Genomic DNA, 18,240 nt, shown 5'->3' with positions numbered 1-18,240 from the left:
ATAGCGGCTATTATTTAGATTAATCATTTTTATTAATAAGAAGGTTCATCATTATAACGTGAGGTTGATTTCCGCTTCGTTAGCACTACGCTTTCGCACAGAGAAAACATTGCCGCTGACGCTTCGCTTTCGCACAGAGCAAAGCTTCCTGGGGGCGTCAGATGAGCCGCTAATCCCCAGAAGTCGCCCATAGTTGATAAAAACTGAAATTGTTCCGATAAAATGAGATTTTGTTCCGATAAATGTTAAAATTGTTCCGATAAAACGTGATTTTGTTCCGATAAATGTTAAAATTGTTCCGATAAAACGTGATTTTGTTCCGATAAATGCTAAAATTGTTCCGATATATCTTCAAAGTCTGAATAAATAATAAAAATTAAGCCCTTTTTAAAGATTGCATCCCCTCTAATAACAGGGGCACCATTTCATCAGAAGGTTCGATATTCAATAAATGACAGCACAGCGGAGCAATTTGTAACTGTGATACAATCTCATCCTTAATGCCTGCTTTAACGCGATTTGAAATAACAAACATCGGTACATGACGATCCTCAGCTGTTGTTCCTCCATGATTACCATCACTCGTCATCCCATGATCAGCTGTCACGATCACCTCATAACCCTGTTCAAGACATTTTGGAATAAATAATGATAGTAAGACGTCGATGGCTAAAACACGATTACGATACTGTGCTGAGTCAGCTGTAAATTTATGGCCATCGTCATCTACATTCATCGGATGTATATACAAGAAATCTGGTTGCTTTTGATCCATTAGCCATGCAGCTTCAGCAAATAAATGACTGTCTGGGTAGTGATCCTCAAAATAGAACAAGCCATTCTCAATCGGCAACTGCGTATCCAATTGTAGCCTGTCCTCCATATGCACAAATGGAGCACGATTGTATAGCTCACTTACCCAATAATAGGCAGCTGCCGCTGTAGACAGACCGTTTTCTTTCGCTAAATGAAATAAACTATTTTGCGTGGACAAACGTACGGTCATATTGCTCGTCACACCATGTACAATAGGTGGTGTCCCCGTTAAAATCGTTTCATATAAAGGTCTTGATAAAGATGGGACCTCCGAACAAACCTTATAACGTGCTGCAAGATTGCGTTCAACTAAATGGTGCATAAATCCCATATGGGTACAAGCTGTATCAAAACGAAGAGCGTCTACAACAATTAAGACAACTTTATTATTTTGCATGAATTAATACCTGCTCTTGATATAGTTGTGGAATTTGTTTTGTAGTTTCTTCCCATTTCTTCTGATCTTTTACTGGCTGTGCGTTTTTGTACATTTCTGCAGGTAATAATAGCTCCTTAACATCTTGAGATAATTGAACCTTGTCACGAATTGGGCGAGCATAACCTTTCGCTAAATTTTCTTGACCTGCATCAGATAAAATATACTCTCGAGCTAACATGGCTGCATGAGGATTTTTTGCGTATTTATTAATGATCGTTGCATATCCTGATGTGACAGATCCTTCTGATGGAATGACTACATCAAAACGTTTCTCATCGATTTGGTGACGGTAGCCAAGCGCATTAAAATCCCATAAGATGGCTACGTCAATTTCACCCTTTTCTAAATTCGCTACAGATGGATCACCTTGTAAACGCCCTTGTTTTGCTAAGTCTGCGAAAAAGTCTATCCCTGGTTGGATATTTGATTCGTCGCCACCAAAAGCCATAGCAGCTGCTAAAATAGCAAACTGTGCTTGGTTTGCTGTAAGTGCATCACCAATGCTGACAGTGTAATCTCCGTTTTTAATATCCTCCCAAGATTTTGGAGCGTTTTTGACGTTGTTTTTATCAGTTAAAAATGCAATCGTACCTGTATAGCCTACAACCCAATGCCCTTGATCATCTTTTGCCCAGTCAGGTATCTCATCCCAATAAGATGTTTTGTACGGTAATGTTAAACCTTTGTCCTTAGCAATCGGACCAAAGGCAATTCCTACGTCGCCAATATCTGCAGTCGCATCGTCCTTTTCTGCCTCAAACTTTGCTAGCTCCTCGGCACTCGACATATCGGTATCCTTATGCTTTAGGCTATATTCCGTACCAAGTTCTTCCCAAGTCTCCACCCAGTTTGCCCACGTGTCTGGCATACCGACAGAATTTACAGTGCCTTCTTCTTTTGCTTTTTTCGTAATTTCTTCAAGCGTTAAATCACTGTTTACCTCCTTGGAACTAGACGAACTGTCAGAACAAGCTGCCAACATCGAAATTGCTAATGCACCGATTAGACCTTTCTTCCACAACTTTTGAATTGCCATGAGTTGGAACCTCCATTTGTTTTTGTTTATTTTTATTTGCTTACAACAGTTATGTTATAAAACAAACATTAAGCAAGTATGGAGGAATTTAAAATATTCAGTAAAAATTATTTAGAAATTATTGATTTAATGGGGAAATTGTAAAGATATACATTTATTTGAGGGGAAGATAAAAAGAATCTAGTTAGGTATGCGCACGTTTATGTAGTATTTCAAGACGTGCACACACTCTAGATTATTCAGAAAAACCAAGAAAGTCTGCATATGTATGCGGCTCGTTCTCCTTTAAAATTGTTAAAAATGTAAATGCAAGCTGCACAACCGACCACCATCTCATATTGTAGGACATCTCAAAGCGAGCAGGCTCTAATGTAAAAACATCCTGAAAAATATCAAGCGGGTCAATTTTTTCATCTTTTAAAATGGATAAAAAACCTAGAAATAATGTATGATCTTTCACTTCAATTATCTTTTCATCAACAAGTGCATCAATTTTTTCTGGTTGTTGAAAATTACATTGTGTCGCAACGTACCTTTCTAAATCCTGCGCACGCTGCCTTTCTTCACGCTCTCTTTTCTTTGCGACAAAATCAATGACGTTATCCACGTGCATCGCCTCTTCTTTTTTCTTTTATTGTAGCATTTTTTACAATAATATTGCCCGGACAGGCTCCCCTTTTTTCCTTTCTGCCAAAACAAAAAAGAATGATATTAGCAAATTTGCCAAAATCATTCTTTTCTCAAGATATTTTATCAGTAGTGTTAACCAAGCATTTTTATAAAGCTCATACCATAACGTGAGGTTGATTTCCGTTCTGGCTGGGCGCTTTGTTGCTGTGAGAAAGCGAAGCGACAGGGCAATTATCCCATGGCAACATTGATTGGGATTGTTATGGTCACTTTCCCTCCACCAGCTGATAAATCATTGGCAATTTGCAGTGTTCCACCATGACTCTGAACAATGGATTGGGCGATATAAAGTCCCATCCCATGGTGACTTCCTGCGTTTCTGCTTGGATCTCCGCGATAAAATTGTTTGGTAGCCTCTTTTAAATCTCTCGGAGAAAATCCACAGCCGCTATCGGTAACCGTAAATTGCATAAAATCCGCAGCACCTTGAGCAGTTAATGTCACCCTTCCATTTTCAGGTGTGTGCTCTACAGCATTGGCAATGACATTAAAAATTGCACGATAGAACTGCTCTTCATCGATAAATATATGATCAGGAAGCATTTCCTTTTGGACAGCCACTTGAAGCTTTTTCTCTAGAGAAAGAGCTCTCATTTGATGCTCTATTTCTGTCATAAATGCATCCGTTTTAACGTTTGTTTTTTCACGAACGATATTTTTCTCCATCTTTGATAAATCAATTAACTCTTTCGTGAATTTTTCTATTTTAATTGTATTTTTCAAAATATAGTCATTATATTCTCTTTGTATATCGTCTTGAACAGTGTCCTGTAAGAGCTCTGCATTTCCCCGAATAATTGTAAGAGGTGTTTTCAGATCGTGGGCAAGAGCAGAAATTTGCTCTCTACGAGTCTGCTCATTTTCCCATTGCTGTTTTAACGAACTATTTAAGGCCTCTTTCATCTGCTCGAGAGAAATCGATATTTCATCTATTTCACGGATTCCTGAAGAGTTAATCGTAAAATCTAAATTTTGATTTTGTATTTTTTCAATCGCTTCCTGTAAGCCAAACATTTTTTTCTTAAGATTTCCTCCAAAATGAATCGCAAGGACAGTTGCTAGCGTTATAACCCCTATAATAAATAATAGAATATCTAAAAGCTGTGGATTGGGTAAATACTTCCTCATAATAGCCGAACGATACTGCGGCACTATATTGTATTTTAATATACAAATCTCATTTTCTCGCTCTATAAACGAGTAAAATTGGCTGACACCTCGGGTTTGCTCTTTTTTCATTGCATCCCAAGCTTTTGAAGCTTCCTTCTCTGAAAGATTTCCTGCAAGAAGTTTACCTTCTTTAGAAAATACTACGTAATCAACAAGGTCTGGGATCATATCAGCTGTAACCGAACTACTAGACGCAATACGATCCCTTGATAATGAAATTTGAGTTTCTTCATAATTTGCTGGTAATACGATGTTGGTAGAAAGGGCAAACATCGTTAAACAGATCAGTAGGACCACTAACAGAATAACACCTAAACTTAGGAAAAGGAGATATCGAAGAAAAAAAGTATGTAATCGTGTTCCTTTAGCAGGCTTCATTGTCTCCATTTATATCCAATCCCCCAAACAGTGTCAATGGCATCAACATTAAAAGCATGTAGCTTTGAACGAATATTTTTTATATGCTCAGTAATAGCGGTACTGTCACTCTTCCCATCAAACCCAAAAACAGTTTCATAAATCTTTTCTTTAGAAAATACCTGCCCTCGATTTCGAGCTAGAAATTCGCATATTTCATATTCGCTTTTTGTCAGTATTATCTTCTCATCATTTACAAACAGCTCTTTGCCAGATAGATTGAAGTGGACGTTATCTATAAAAAGAATGCTACGCCTTTCTCTTTTTTCGCGTCTCAAATGAGCATTCACTCTTGCACGTAGTTCCCCAATTCCAAACGGTTTGATAATATAATCATCTGCGCCAAGACCTAGCCCATACATAAGGTCTTCCTCCAATGATTTAGCCGTTAAAAAAAGGATCGGACAATCAACCGCATGACGGATTTGGCCACATAAAGTAAATCCATCAATTTCAGGCATCATCACATCCAATAAAATTAAATCGAAGGTACCAAGATCCATTTTATTTACTTCTGTCGCGTCAGAAATTGCCGTTACTAAATGTTCGTCTTTTAGTAATGCATTTTTTATCAATACTAAAATATCTTTTTCATCATCTACTGCTAATATTTTAGCCATACATCTACCCTCATCATTTTTCCCTAACTTTCTGTTTTTCTTCCTTCCCATTTCCAAAACCATAAACAAGATAGGACTAATGCGAACAATGTTCCACAAATTGAAGCAATAATACCTTCCTGTAGTCCTATTTCCACCGTCGATAGGTCAAGCCCTGACTCCTTCATTTCCCATAATGAAATAAAGTGACCACCCCAACCATAAGGTATAAATGACCAAATACCATCACCTAGTCCAGTGAGGAGTAAGGCTACTATTAGTGAGCCGACAATACCTAATCCGATAGAGGCACCTTTACCAAAATGAAGGCTAACAAATAAATGTAAAATATATAAAAATGCAAAGCTTACAAATAGAATACATCCAGCTATGAAATAAAATTGATAACCAAAAGTATCTTCATGCAAAAGTTCAATAAAACCAATACTAAAAATACCGAAGGACAATAATATTGCTCCAAAACTAAATAATAATAACAGTATCAACTTGCTTAAATAGGCCACTATTTTTATTTTAGTAGCTGTTAGCATCCCCTGAAAATGTCCTGCATTTGCTTCTTGCTCCGCTGCCATTGCACAAACTAATCCAATAATAATTGGAAACCCACACGAAAGAGCCTGAAAATAACCGGATATTTTCCATGCAAAATTCCATGGCGAATATGAATAGTATGCTAAAAACAGCCCAGAAATAATAATAGGTACAATTAGATGTGTAAGCAAAAAAGGCGTTCTTTTTGTTTTAAGGAGCTCTGCTCTAAGTAATCTTAACATTACCATGAACTATTTCGCCTCCCTTTTTTGAAACCAACGTGCAGTAAGGAAGCTGATTAACGCAAACCATGTTAAAGCAATCAATATACCTGGAACTATAACCGACATGCTTAATAACGGGCTACCTTCAGGCACTGGCAAACCATTTGGTAAAATCTCAAGAGTTGGACAAATTAGTCTTGCTGTAATGCCATAAGGAACGCTAAACCAAAACTCCCCATCTGCAAGTGCTACGATCCCCACAATATTGCCAACCAGATTGATTAAAATAGTTATATAAGTACCCAATTTTGCCGCAAGAAATAGACAAAGTGGAATTTGCCATAGCATCGTTAAGAAAATTAATAAACTACCTGCAAGACTTTTTGTTAAAGGAAAGCTATGACCAAAAAGTATTCCGCCAGCAGTAATACCTGCAAAGAAAATGAGCGTAATGAGTAGCAACCAGGCACTACAAGTAAGGATTTTGCCAAACCATATCTTTTTGAGGTTGATCGGCATTGCGAGGATGCTATGATATTTCAATTTAGCATCTTTTTCTATCGCTAACGCACAACATATTGTCAGTGCACCTGGTAGGAGCATTGAATACCACCAATTATAAGCACCCTTTTGAAAAAAACTTCCTCCCATTAAAGATGCACTCAGTAACAGTGTCACGATGGGGGCTAGCCAAACTAATTTAGGAATATAAGTCTTTTTCCATTTTAATCTTTCAGCCTTCATTATTGAAATCATTTTATATGCCTACCTTTCTATTAGCAGACACTACTTGCATAAATAATGATTCTAATTCCTGACCTTGTGGGGCAACCCCCTGATATCCTAATTTACCATCTGAAATGATGCCAATTTCATCAACGACCTGCTCTACTTCTGACAGTATATGGCTTGATAAAATAACTGTAATACCTTGCTCTGGAAAAGATCTTATTAGTTTTCGAAGCTCTTGAATACCGATTGGATCAAGACCATTTGTAGGCTCATCAAGAATTAACAGCTTTGGATAGTTTAATAGCGCAATAGCTATCCCTAGGCGTTGTTTCATCCCTAATGAAAACTGTCCTGCTCGTTTTTTTCCTGTATTGGTCAAGTCAACAATTTTTAATACTTCGTCAATACGTGACTGCGGCAATCCGAGGGCAATCGTTCGAACCTTGAGATTTTCTCTTGCCGTTAAATTTTCATAAAGCGGTGGTGTTTCAATTAATACACCAATGTCTTGTAAATCATTGCGATTCCATTCACGTCCATTAAAAAGTATCTTTCCTGCATTCGGATGCAACATACCCGTAATCATTTTTAACGTAGTCGATTTCCCAGCACCATTTGGACCAAGCAAACCATAAACAGTATTGCGAGGTATCGTTAACGACAGATCCTCTACAATTTTTTGCCTCTTAAAGCTTTTGCTAAGATTTTCTGTTTGTAAAATAATATCTCCCATAATAATCATCTTCCTTTCGATGATTATAGTGTAAAAAATGATTATAAGGATTTTATAAGGATATCAAAAAATTTTGTGGAGCATCATTAAGAAAATCATGATAGAGTATAGCTTCGCAGAACGAGGGGTTGATTTCCGTTCCGACTGAGCGCTTTGTTGCTGTCGCTTCGCTTTCGCACAGATAAACATTTGCCGCTGACGCTTCGCTTTCGCGCAGAGCAGAGCTTCCTGGGGGCGTCCGATGAGCCGCTTCACTCGCGCTGCTCGCTCCAGGGTCTCGGGCCAACACGATGTTGGTCACGAAGGCGTTATCACAGGACGTGATGGTTTTTGCCTTCGTTCCTCTTTGCTAATCCCCAAGGAGTCGCTCAGTCTCCACTCCAATCAACCTCACTTAGTATGTATCTACTTTCATGTCATTTTAATGATAAAACAAAACTTCAGCACTACGGTTCTTATGTGCAAAAGTGATGTGCAACGTAACAACAGACACAATAATGTTTTAACACCTTAATTCATTTGACATAACAGTCTTAAAAAACACGAAAAGCATTTGGAATGAGAACATCCCAAATGCTTTTTGTCATGCAATATGAAATTTAATTTACATAAATTCTTTCACTAATTCATTAAAATCATTTTCGCTCATTTTAATATCAATATCTGTTAATGGTAGCTCTGAGTAGCCTGGTACTTTTTCTTGATATGAAGTTGTTTCAGTATCTTGATAAATAATACCTGTTACTAAACCTTCATGCTCCATCACTGTACGCATCGCCATACCGCGGTCAGAATTGTCATAGCCTTCAATATCAGCAAGCTTTGTTAAGTTCTCTTTAAACCAATCGTACGTGTTCACTTTGTTGTATGTTACACAAGGTGAGAATACGTTGATGAACGAGAAGCCTTTATGATTAATACCAGCTTCAATTAAAGCAGTTAACTCTTTAATATCCGTAGAGAAACCTTGTGCGACAAACGTAGCGCCACTTGTTAAAGCTACTTCTAATGGTTTTAATGACGGCTCAATCGCACCGCCCGGCGTAGATTTAGTAATAAATCCTGCAGCAGAGCGTGGAGATGTTTGCCCCTTTGTTAAACCATAAATTTGGTTATCCATAACAACGTACGTGACGTCGATATTACGACGGATGGCATGAATTGTATGACCCATACCAATCGCAAAGCCATCCCCGTCACCACCTGAAGCGATCACATTTAAATCACGGTTTGCCATTTTTAAGCCTTGTGCAATTGGTAATGCACGACCATGAATACCGTGGAAACCGTAAGAATTAATGTAACCTGAAATACGGCCAGAACAGCCAATACCAGAGATAACAGCTAGTTCGTTTGGTTCAATACCTACGTTAGCCGCGGCGCGCTGAATCGCTGCTTGAACAGAGAAGTCACCACAGCCTGGGCACCAGTTTGGTTTCACTGTATTACGAAAATCCTTAAATGTTGCCATTAGCGAGTCAACTCCTTCACGCGATTTTCTAGTTCACCTGGTAAGAATGGTGTACCATTATATTTTGTAATAGTCTCGATTTTGTCGTGACCACCAACATTCATCTTCATAATATTTGCTAATTGACCTGTGTAGTTATTTTCTACAACAATTACTTTTTTCGCTTTTGCTACAAGCGGTGCCACCTCAGTAGATGGGAATGGGTGAATTAAACGAATATGCGCATGGTTCACCTTCATACCTTGAGCATTTAAGCGTTCTTGTACCTCTTCAATAGCTCCACGAGTTGAGTTAAAGCCAACTAATAAAATATCAGCATCTTCGTGTGGTGCATTTGAGTATACCGGATTATCAAATTTCAATGCAGCTAGCTTACGGAAACGTTTATCCATTTGTACTTGACGGTTACCCGTTGCTTCAGATGGTTTACCTGTTTCATCATGCTCAACCCCTGTTACATGGTGAATACCATTTAACGTACCAGGTAGTACACGTGGTGAAATACCGTCTTCCGTATTTTCATAACGTTTGAAGTATGCTTTATCAGCCGCTTCTTCAATGTTGTCAGTAACAATTTTACCGCGACGAATTTCAATTTTATTGTAATCAAATGGTTCAACAGATTGTTTACCTAGAGATAATTGTAAGTCAGTCACTAAAATCACTGGTAATTGTAACTCCTCTGCAATGTTAAACGCTTGGATTGTATCAAAGAATGCTTCCTCCATAGTAGAAGGTGCAATTACTACTTTAGGAATTTCACCATGCGTACCATATAACATCGCCATTAAATCTGATTGCTCTTGTTTTGTTGGTAACCCTGTTGATGGACCACCACGTTGTGTATCAACAACAACTAGTGGCTGCTCTGTCATACCTGAAAGACCAATCGCTTCCATCATTAATGAAAGACCTGGACCAGCTGAAGCTGTGAAAGAACGGACACCACCAAAGTTTGCCCCAATCGCCATCGTCGCTGCAGCAATCTCATCTTCTGTTTGAATAACCGCACCACCGAATTTCGGTAATTTTTTAATAAGGTATTCCATAATTTCAGATGCTGGTGTAATTGGGTAGGCTGCCATAAAGCGTGTCCCAGCCGCAAGTGCACCAAGTGCTACTGCATCGTTCCCAATCATGAACATACGGCGTTTGCCATCTGCTGGCGCTAATGCCCATTCACCTACACGCTCACCTAAAAGTTCATTCATTAATTCATGACCGCGTGCAATGGCCTCCATATTTTTTTGAACAACTTCTTCGCCTTTTTTGCCAAAAATATCATCTACAACATTTTGAAACACTTCGTCCTCTAAATTCAGCAATGCAGCTGTTGCTCCGATTGCCACCATATTTTTCATCAACGAAGTGCCAAGCTCTGCCGCTACCTCTGTAAAAGGTACCGCAAATAATGGCGCTTTTGAATCTTCTGGCTTCACTGGATCGAATTTTGAATCCGCTAAAATAATGCCAGTCTCTGTTAGCTCTTTATAATTGACGTCGATTGTTTCTTGGTCAAATGCTACTAAAATATCTAAATCATCCGCAATAGAACGTACTTCTGTTGGACGAACTGTAATTTTATTATTCGTATGGCCACCTTTAATTCGAGAAGAGAAATGACGATAACCGTATAGGAAGTAACCTAAACGATTCATTGCCATTGAGAAAATTTCCCCTGTACTTTCAATCCCTTCACCCTGTTGCCCACCGACTTTCCATGAAAGCTGATGTAACATGTCAACAACTCCTTAAATCCAATGTGTACTATTTATTTTTTCCTTCATAAGTTTAACACGAAGAAACGGTCTGCACTATTGTTATTACACGATTTAAATGAAATTCAGACCTTTGACTGAAAACTTTGTTCATAAAGTTGTAATTTTCAAAAAACGATAAATGAGTAGTCATAAACATCCTTTATTTTTTTCATATTATCCCCAGTTCGTCACATAAAAATAGATTAGTCTATACAAATGACTAAAAGTAATCCCTTCATTCGTTAACAGGCCTGAATGTAGTCACTATTATTTCTTCGATTCCTTTTAGAATCATCGATAATTTTTTACTTTGTTTTCTCTTTTCACATTTGAAAGCCCAGACTAAAATAAAAGATGTTTGTTGTTACTCGCATTTCCTTTATTTCTTCATAATCAATCCAAATATGAATCCTGAACAATCAAGCTCCTCAAACGAAAAAAATGCCTTGCAGCTTATTATGTGCAAGGCATTTTACTTCATAACTTATTATCGAACACGTTTTTCTACAAGAAGCTTTAAAGCTGTACGTTCCTCACCAGCAATTAAAATATCGGCAAACGCCGGTGCGCAAATTAAATCTGTGCCACTTGGCGCTACAAATCCGCGTGCAATGGCCACTGCTTTCACGGCTTGGTTAAGTGCACCTGCCCCAACTGCTTGCATTTCTGCTTGCCCTTTTTCTCTGATTACCGCGACTAATGCACCTGCAACTGAATTTGGATTAGAGCGTGATGATACTTTTAATGAATCCACAATTATTCCTCCCCGTTTCGCGAATAGTGTTTACGCTCAACAACTCATGTCCCCCTTTTTTGGACCTCAAGTTATTGTCGATAGGTCATTTTATGCTCGGTAAAAAGGAAATAGACTATTTTCATTTCTTATATATTTAAATAAATCAAAAAAGACTGAAAATTCTTGTTAGAAAATACTATGCCAATGAAATAAAGGTGCCGTTTTAAATCACTGAGGGCTCCTTGACAAAACGAGGGGATGATTTCCGTTCCAGGCTACTCGCTTTCCTGTGGGCGAGCGTCGAGCCGCTTCCTCCGCTAAAGGAACGAAGGCTAAGTGCGTCACGTCCTGTGACAATGCCTTCGTGACCAACATCGTGTTGGCCTCAGGGTCTCGCCTGTCTCGCTATCCAAAACGGGAGTCGAGTAGCCTTCCACTGCAATCAACAATAGTGTAGAACTTTTATAAAATTTAAGTATTTCAAAAGTGAACGAAAATGGTTACTCTTCAGAATAGAAACTTATAACAGTAAAGACGATTGTATATCTGTCGTTGCGGCAGCTTCTCTTTCGCTCAAAAACACATCTTGATGAAGCTTCGTTTTATCACTATAAATTAGAGTGACATGCCAAAAATTCATACTGAGTGAAGAGGTTGATTGGAGTGGAGGCTGGGCGACTCCTTGGGGATTAGCGTCACAGATGAGACCCTAGAACGAGCAACGCGAGTGAAGCTGCTCATCGGACGGGAAATCACCCAGTCGGAACGGAAATCACCCCCTCGCTTTGCCGAAGAGCCATACTTTAATTTCATTGACATAAAAGTTTTTCAACATAAAAAAACTATTGTGGCATTTTTCATACACAATAGTTTCTCTCCTTATCCTTGAAACGGATAATCTTCGTTAATATAAATTCGCTCACAATGTTTGGCTTTCCCTGTTTTATCATCAATCTCTACAAAGAACCCACTTAACACATCGCGTCCTTTTTTCGGCACTTCAAAACGGGATGGCATATTTGTTTGGAATTTATAAATAACACTTTCCTTCGTCATCCCCAATATTTCATCGTATGGGCCTGTCATACCAACGTCAGTAATATAGGCTGTGCCCTTTGGATAAATACGTACATCGGCTGTTTGTACATGGGTATGTGTCCCAACGACCGCCGAGGCCTTTCCATCTAGATGCCATCCAAGCGCAATCTTTTCACTTGTCGCTTCGGCATGAAAATCCACGAATACAAGCGGTGACGTTTTATGCGCTTCTTCGATTAATTTCTCAGCCATCGCAAATGGATCCTCATGAGGAGGTAAAAACACGCGACCATGAAGATTAATTACAGATAATGTTACACCGTTTTTTGAAATTTGCACCATTCCTTTACCTGGTGCTTCACTTGAGAAGTTTGCCGGGCGTATTAAATAATCTGCATCATCTATAAAATCAAAAATATCTTTGTTGTCCCAAGTGTGGTTGCCCATCGTAATAACATCTACACCCATTTGCAATAGATCATTATAAATATTTCGCGTAATTCCACGACCTGCTGCTGCGTTTTCACCATTTGCAATAACAACATTTGGATTGTATTTTTTCTTCAAGCGAGGTAAATATTTTTCTACAGCATCTCGCCCTATTGAACCTACAATATCACCTATAAATAAAACTTTCATTTTTACAATACCACTCTTTCTATCCATTACGCCTTACAGTCATTTTGGTTTCCTGCTAATGATATTGTGAGACCTACTCTTCATTACACACACCAAGAATAACCGCTACTTTGCTTTCATTGACGATCAATATCATCATTAATTGTAACCTCAGTAAGAACATTAAGCAAAAAAAATATAAAACACTAATTATTCGGCAGTTCACTAAATTATTTTATTCTTTTTCAAATTAACATAAATAAGTGTTGAGGATAAATTGAGCCAATTCATCTTTACTAGCCTAAAAAAGAGTAATTGCTTCACATTCCTATTAATAAGTTTGACCTTTAATAGATCCGGATACTTTTTTACAAATGATTGTATCTCTATTTTGATATCTTGTCTGACTCTACTTGTCTGTATACGATGCAGAATCACAAGCAAACCTTCAAATTGATAATTTAAAAAGCTATTTTTTACTTCATTATATACACCGCTTATTTCCAACTCTATTTTTAGCTTTTCATACAATACATCATACTTTTGACGTACATTTATATTCGTCCCTCTCGTTAATGAGCTTTGATTACCAACATTATAGTAATATAACTGCTTCGGAACATAGCAAATGGCTTGATTTTTTATGACGGCTCTCGTAATAAAAACTGTATCTTCTGCAAAACTCATATCTTCATCAAATCGTAAAGCATGTTTATCTAAAAAGGCTTTTAAATATAATTTACAGCTAGCAAAGCCAAAATGCCTTTCTCCTATTTCAGTAAATAACTGATTTAAGCAATCTACTGCACTAACAGAACAATAATCATGCGATGAATAATTCAATTTCCTACTACCAGTCATCTCCTGCCAATATAAATCACACTTTGCAATATTCGATCCCGTTAAACGACAGGCAAGATACAATTCTTGGAGCATTGTTACCTCAATCCAATCATCTGCATCAACAAAGGTGACATATTGACCATTTGCATGCTCAATGCCTAAATTTCTTGCCTTACTTACCCCTTCATTGGGTATATCAAAAACAGTGATTCGTCCATCTTCTTCTGCAAATTTACGTAAGATCATCAATGATTGATCACTACTACCATCATTAATAGCAATAATTTCAATGTTTTTTAACGTTTGCCGACATATGCTAATTAAACATTTTTCTAAATATTTTTCTGCATTATAGACAGGAAGGATGACACTTACTAAGATTTTGGGTTCCAAAATTTTGCGCCTCCCCTATTAACAAGAATGACTTTTAACTGCTCAAGCCATTTTTTTCTCTTCTCCTTGTTTAAGCCTACACATAATAGGCTAACGCACACAATTACACTATAGTAAGAAATATATAGAATGATTGAAAACCAAGTAATTGTTGGATTTGCTACTAGCCATAAAAGCTTTATTAAACTAATAGCAAGTCCAAATGCTAGCGCTAACCTTCCTACCGCTTTCCAAAATCCATAAATATCTAATTTTATTTTCTTATAATAATAAATATTCATGACCACTACATTGCCAATAAATAAGGAACACGCTGTGACAATTGCTGTGCCAATTTTTCCATAATAATAAATAGCAGGAATTGAAATAAAAATATTCCCCAAAGCTACACTTATTAATAAAATCGTTCTAAATTTAAATAAATTTTTTGCCTTCAACACACTTAATCCCAGGTTTTGTATGAGGTCTATGATAAAAGGCATCATAATGATTAGCACAATATAATAGACGGCTATAAATTCTTTTCCTAACCATAACGTTAAAAATTCTTTTCCAAAAAGAAAAAAGCCTCCCAAAATATAGCCAACTACTAAAAACTGCATGGATCCTACTTTTATAAATAATTTATTTATTTGCTCTAACCCGTCTTCTTGTGTCACTAACATCGAGATACGAGGCAAAAATAAACCGCTGATTGCCAAGGCCAGCGACATAAAAATTAAGACAATTTGTATAGCAACTGCATAAATTGCCACATCCTCAGTTCCCTTTAATATTCCTAAAAGAACTTGATCCGTTTGCCAATAAATTTTGTCGACAATAACCGTAATAAAAATAAATATGGCATAGACGAAGATTTCCTTTATAAATGCTTGATTATTCAATTTAAACGTAAATTTAATAGCCAATACTTTTAGACAGAATATGGCATCAATTAGTAAAAATAATACATTGTAGATGGCTACAATATAAATCAACGTAACAGCACTCGTACCCTGTAAAAGAAAAAACAACATTGTTAAAGGCTGTATAATGACCTGTAGTAATGCTGTTAATTTAATAAAAATGAATTTTTCATAGGCTTGTAAAATAGAGGAAAATACGCTTAGTGGAAATTGTGCTGCCAAGCTTATTGTCATAATATAGCCCATGATCTTGGCTTTATTTAGCTGCTCAACAGTCAAGCTTTTTCCAAAAATAACGTCCACTTGTGAAAATAAAAGGAAGCCAATTAATAATGTAATGAAACCAATGCCAATAAATAATTTTAGAAAGAAACCATTTAACGACGCTTCTAATGCTTTATCATCCGTCGCTCGGTTTCTAGAAATATAGCGTACAATGGCGTTGCCTAACCCTAAATCTAAAATGGAAAGGTAGCCAACAAGTACAATCATAAGTGAATATAGACCGTACTCTTCTTGACCAAGTTTCGAGATGATGATTGGCGTAAATATTATGGAAGAAATAATCGTACAACTGATTGTTATATATGAAAGAACTGCTGCAATTTTAATTTCTTTCATCAACACACCTTTTCTTTATTTTGAATAACTTTTAGGTAACACCATTGGATACAATGATTGATATTGCTCTATTACCTCTTTAATATTAAAATTAGCTAGCACATGTTCTCTACCAAGTTTTGCCTTTTCAGCATATTGCTTTGAACTATAATTTAATGCTTTATTAATGGCTTGAGCTAACGCATTAGCATCCTTTGCTGTGACCGTCTCACCAAATTCTCTCACTAAATATTTGCAATCACCAACATCTGTCGTGATACAGCATGTTCCACTCGCTAATGCCTCCACTAATACATTTGGTAATCCCTCACCTGAGGAGGATAAAACAAACAGATCTGCTGCCGACATTAACTGAGATATATCATCTCTACCGCCTAATAAAAAAATGACATCCTCTAAATGGGCTTCCTTTATCATTTGAAGTAACTCACTATTGTTCGCATCTATTTCAAACCCTACTAAAAACATATAAAAATCCTGTCTTTCAAGCCTTAACAGCTGTAAGCTAACAATTAAATTTTTATAATCCTTTAAAGGATCCCATCTGCCAACGTGTAATAAAATATGACGATTCTCTACATTAAAATGCTCGAAATAATATTGCCTCTTAACACTCGGCTTAAATAAATCCGTATTAATGCCATTGACGATGACCTTATGTTGATGACTATCATAGCCAATTTCTTCATGAATCTCTTTTACTTTTGGACCACAGGAAATAATAATATCCACCTTTTTAGATAATCTCGCACAAAGCTTTGCAATTAAGATAGTTGTCCATTTGTTTTCCTTTTTATCTAAATTGCTATGATGAATCCCCCAAATTAGCTTTTTTTTGCGAACTTTTGAAATAAGATAACCCAATAAGTTTGAATGGTACATCCATGTTTGGATAATGTCGCTGTTTTTACATACTTTAAAACACTTTAGGAATGAGCGTAGAAAATTAGCTCTCAAATCACAAATATAAACATTAATATTTAATTGCTGTTGAATTAACTCACCATACACACCCATTTCGGTCAAACAAATAACATCTACCTCATACAAATCCCTGTCAACAGATTGCAATAATCGGTAAAGCATAGTTTCCGCTCCACCGAAGCCAATCGCGGTTATAATGTGAGTAACTTTAATCTTTTTTTGTATACAATCATCCTTCTTTTAATTATGAGTTTAGATTATATTTGCTTATATTAGGGCCTAAAGGGGTAGTGCTTTTACCTGAACGAATTTTTGGTTTTGAATGTTGTACATGAGCGGTCTACCCGAGCAGTTCCTCCGGTTACCTGACTATTTAAGAGCCCTTACCGAGCGAAGCTTAGATTACTTGAGTATTTATGGCTTCATTTTATATGTAGTACGTACACATCTTTTGTGCAATATCTTCTGCATTCAATCCTTTATTGTCGATTCCATTAATTATATTGCTTAGTTCAATCGGTTCGTTTTCTTTAATGATTTCATGTAGCCAATCTTCAATATTTCCATTTATATCTAAATACTGAATTAAACCAATATTAAGATCTACTGCTCTTGGTACAGTTGCAGAAACAATTGATGGCGTGCCACATACTTGTGCTTCTAATAGGACAATTCCAAATCCCTCATATTTAGATGGTAAAATAAATTTATCGAACAACTGAAGAAGATTGATAATATCAGCACGTTGCCCTAACAGTTTTACAGATTCCTGTAATTGATTGCGTTCGACCAACAAACGGATTTCTTCCTCTAAAGGACCCTCTCCAATAAATATAAATTTATAATTAATACCTTTTTGCTTTAATCTCGTTGCAAGTTTCAATAAAAACTGCTGATTCTTCAAAGGAACAAAACGTCCAATATGTCCTAAAACTAAATCATTATCGCGAATTCCTAATTCTTTTTTTAATAATTTCTTTTCTGCCTGTGAAAGATATTTTATTTTGTTAATATCCATTGGATTAAATAATATGTCAAAGGGTTTCTCTCCAAAACAAAATTCCCCTGCATGTGCACTACATGCAACTAGCTTCGTCGCATTCATGACACTTATTTTTTTTAGGAAAGACAAAAGATATTTATTACTCCATTCTTCAGCAACATTTGTATGACTGTGTAACACTCTACATTTAACGCCAGCCAAACGTGCCGCTAGCAATGTAAAAATAGCTCGATAACCCGTATGATCATGGACTGCATCATATCCATTGTCTTTAATTATTTTGTATATTTTCATCATATAGGCAAGAGGACCTTGCTTTGTGATATATTTTTGATAAAACAATTGGGAACCTTGTTCTATAAAAGAGTCATGAGATCTTCCCTTATTAAACACGACAAAGTCAAAGTGGTACAATGACTTATTTGTATTAGCTAAAATGTCTAAAATCATCGTTGTAATGCCACCAAAATCTGTAGTCGGAATAATATGCAAAATCTTCTTCATACATTTTTTAGTCATC

The 18,240-nt window shown here is 36.8% G+C and carries 18 protein-coding genes; all 18 read right to left on the bottom strand.

What is annotated here, in order from left to right:
- Positions 1-32: 32 nt before the first annotated feature.
- Positions 33-191: a hypothetical protein gene (locus AB9L17_RS06160; RefSeq protein ID WP_375200214.1), complete on the bottom strand. Its 159-nt coding sequence runs from the start codon at positions 189-191 to the stop codon at positions 33-35.
- Positions 192-376: 185 nt separating this feature from the next.
- The gene (locus AB9L17_RS06155; protein WP_068983072.1) at positions 377-1,213 is read right to left on the bottom strand and encodes an alkaline phosphatase family protein; all 837 of its coding nucleotides are present in this window, start codon (positions 1,211-1,213) and stop codon (positions 377-379) included.
- The gene (locus tag AB9L17_RS06150) at positions 1,203-2,291 is read right to left on the bottom strand and encodes an ABC transporter substrate-binding protein (RefSeq protein ID WP_375200213.1); all 1,089 of its coding nucleotides are present in this window, start codon (positions 2,289-2,291) and stop codon (positions 1,203-1,205) included. The genes AB9L17_RS06155 and AB9L17_RS06150 overlap by 11 nt, the downstream gene beginning before the upstream one ends.
- Positions 2,292-2,526: 235 nt before the next feature.
- Complete coding sequence (locus AB9L17_RS06145) at positions 2,527-2,904, bottom strand: ELKS/Rab6-interacting/CAST family protein (RefSeq protein WP_223552643.1); 378 nt, start codon at positions 2,902-2,904, stop codon at positions 2,527-2,529.
- Between the two features lie 248 nt (positions 2,905-3,152).
- Positions 3,153-4,538 (bottom strand): sensor histidine kinase, encoded by a 1,386-nt coding sequence (locus AB9L17_RS06140; protein ID WP_068983075.1) that lies wholly within the window; start codon positions 4,536-4,538, stop codon positions 3,153-3,155.
- Positions 4,526-5,188 carry a response regulator transcription factor gene (locus tag AB9L17_RS06135; RefSeq protein ID WP_375200212.1) on the bottom strand — a complete coding sequence of 221 codons (663 nt, stop codon included), beginning with the start codon at positions 5,186-5,188 and terminating at the stop codon, positions 4,526-4,528. The genes AB9L17_RS06140 and AB9L17_RS06135 overlap by 13 nt, the downstream gene beginning before the upstream one ends.
- A 23-nt stretch (positions 5,189-5,211) precedes the next feature.
- A complete protein-coding gene (locus tag AB9L17_RS06130; RefSeq protein ID WP_068983077.1) occupies positions 5,212-5,967 on the bottom strand; it encodes a lantibiotic immunity ABC transporter MutG family permease subunit in 756 nt (251 codons plus the stop codon).
- Positions 5,968-5,970: 3 nt separating this feature from the next.
- Positions 5,971-6,699 carry a lantibiotic immunity ABC transporter MutE/EpiE family permease subunit gene (locus tag AB9L17_RS06125; protein ID WP_068983078.1) on the bottom strand — a complete coding sequence of 243 codons (729 nt, stop codon included), beginning with the start codon at positions 6,697-6,699 and terminating at the stop codon, positions 5,971-5,973.
- A gap of 1 nt (position 6,700) precedes the next feature.
- Positions 6,701-7,408 (bottom strand): lantibiotic protection ABC transporter ATP-binding protein, encoded by a 708-nt coding sequence (locus AB9L17_RS06120; protein ID WP_375200211.1) that lies wholly within the window; start codon positions 7,406-7,408, stop codon positions 6,701-6,703.
- 63 nt (positions 7,409-7,471) lie between these two features.
- Positions 7,472-7,663: a hypothetical protein gene (locus AB9L17_RS06115; protein WP_375200210.1), complete on the bottom strand. Its 192-nt coding sequence runs from the start codon at positions 7,661-7,663 to the stop codon at positions 7,472-7,474.
- A gap of 349 nt (positions 7,664-8,012) precedes the next feature.
- Positions 8,013-8,879 carry a 2-oxoacid:ferredoxin oxidoreductase subunit beta gene (locus AB9L17_RS06110; RefSeq protein ID WP_068983080.1) on the bottom strand — a complete coding sequence of 289 codons (867 nt, stop codon included), beginning with the start codon at positions 8,877-8,879 and terminating at the stop codon, positions 8,013-8,015.
- Entirely contained in the window at positions 8,879-10,618 is a 1,740-nt protein-coding gene (locus AB9L17_RS06105) for a 2-oxoacid:acceptor oxidoreductase subunit alpha (protein ID WP_068983081.1), read from the bottom strand. Before AB9L17_RS06105 ends, AB9L17_RS06110 begins: the two co-directional genes overlap by 1 nt.
- A 508-nt stretch (positions 10,619-11,126) precedes the next feature.
- Positions 11,127-11,393, bottom strand: a complete 267-nt coding sequence (locus AB9L17_RS06100) for a stage V sporulation protein S (RefSeq protein WP_010858535.1) — start codon at positions 11,391-11,393, stop codon at positions 11,127-11,129.
- A gap of 861 nt (positions 11,394-12,254) precedes the next feature.
- Positions 12,255-13,052, bottom strand: coding sequence for a TIGR00282 family metallophosphoesterase (locus tag AB9L17_RS06095; protein WP_068983083.1), 798 nt, complete (start codon positions 13,050-13,052; stop codon positions 12,255-12,257).
- Positions 13,053-13,256: 204 nt separating this feature from the next.
- A complete protein-coding gene (locus AB9L17_RS06090; protein WP_375200209.1) occupies positions 13,257-14,267 on the bottom strand; it encodes a glycosyltransferase family 2 protein in 1,011 nt (336 codons plus the stop codon).
- Positions 14,249-15,793 (bottom strand): oligosaccharide flippase family protein, encoded by a 1,545-nt coding sequence (locus AB9L17_RS06085; RefSeq protein WP_375200208.1) that lies wholly within the window; start codon positions 15,791-15,793, stop codon positions 14,249-14,251. The genes AB9L17_RS06090 and AB9L17_RS06085 overlap by 19 nt, the downstream gene beginning before the upstream one ends.
- Before the next feature lie 15 nt (positions 15,794-15,808).
- A complete protein-coding gene (locus AB9L17_RS06080; protein ID WP_375200763.1) occupies positions 15,809-16,903 on the bottom strand; it encodes a glycosyltransferase in 1,095 nt (364 codons plus the stop codon).
- 241 nt (positions 16,904-17,144) lie between these two features.
- Positions 17,145-18,239, bottom strand: coding sequence for a glycosyltransferase (locus AB9L17_RS06075; RefSeq protein ID WP_375200207.1), 1,095 nt, complete (start codon positions 18,237-18,239; stop codon positions 17,145-17,147).
- Between the last annotated feature and the right edge of the window lies 1 nt (position 18,240).

The sequence above is a fragment of the Lysinibacillus sp. RS11 genome (genome assembly GCF_042019215.1).
In the GTDB taxonomy this organism is placed as follows: Bacteria; Bacillota; Bacilli; order Bacillales_A; family Planococcaceae; genus Lysinibacillus; species Lysinibacillus xylanilyticus_A.
This window is presented reverse-complemented; position numbering and strand designations above follow the sequence as displayed.

Bases quoted from the DNA above. Each gene is read 5' to 3' on its own strand.
- AB9L17_RS06160 (WP_375200214.1), bottom strand. From the start codon at position 191: ATGGGCGACTTCTGGGGATTAGCGGCTCATCTGACGCCCCCAGGAAGC.
- AB9L17_RS06155 (WP_068983072.1), bottom strand. From the start codon at position 1,213: ATGCAAAATAATAAAGTTGTCTTAATTGTTGTAGACGCTCTTCGTTTT.
- AB9L17_RS06150 (WP_375200213.1), bottom strand. From the start codon at position 2,291: ATGGCAATTCAAAAGTTGTGGAAGAAAGGTCTAATCGGTGCATTAGCA.
- AB9L17_RS06145 (WP_223552643.1), bottom strand. From the start codon at position 2,904: ATGCACGTGGATAACGTCATTGATTTTGTCGCAAAGAAAAGAGAGCGT.
- AB9L17_RS06140 (WP_068983075.1), bottom strand. From the start codon at position 4,538: ATGGAGACAATGAAGCCTGCTAAAGGAACACGATTACATACTTTTTTT.
- AB9L17_RS06135 (WP_375200212.1), bottom strand. From the start codon at position 5,188: ATGGCTAAAATATTAGCAGTAGATGATGAAAAAGATATTTTAGTATTG.
- AB9L17_RS06130 (WP_068983077.1), bottom strand. From the start codon at position 5,967: ATGGTAATGTTAAGATTACTTAGAGCAGAGCTCCTTAAAACAAAAAGA.
- AB9L17_RS06125 (WP_068983078.1), bottom strand. From the start codon at position 6,699: ATGATTTCAATAATGAAGGCTGAAAGATTAAAATGGAAAAAGACTTAT.
- AB9L17_RS06120 (WP_375200211.1), bottom strand. From the start codon at position 7,408: ATGGGAGATATTATTTTACAAACAGAAAATCTTAGCAAAAGCTTTAAG.
- AB9L17_RS06110 (WP_068983080.1), bottom strand. From the start codon at position 8,879: ATGGCAACATTTAAGGATTTTCGTAATACAGTGAAACCAAACTGGTGC.
- AB9L17_RS06105 (WP_068983081.1), bottom strand. From the start codon at position 10,618: ATGTTACATCAGCTTTCATGGAAAGTCGGTGGGCAACAGGGTGAAGGG.
- AB9L17_RS06095 (WP_068983083.1), bottom strand. From the start codon at position 13,052: ATGAAAGTTTTATTTATAGGTGATATTGTAGGTTCAATAGGGCGAGAT.
- AB9L17_RS06085 (WP_375200208.1), bottom strand. From the start codon at position 15,793: ATGAAAGAAATTAAAATTGCAGCAGTTCTTTCATATATAACAATCAGT.
- AB9L17_RS06075 (WP_375200207.1), bottom strand. From the start codon at position 18,239: ATGACTAAAAAATGTATGAAGAAGATTTTGCATATTATTCCGACTACA.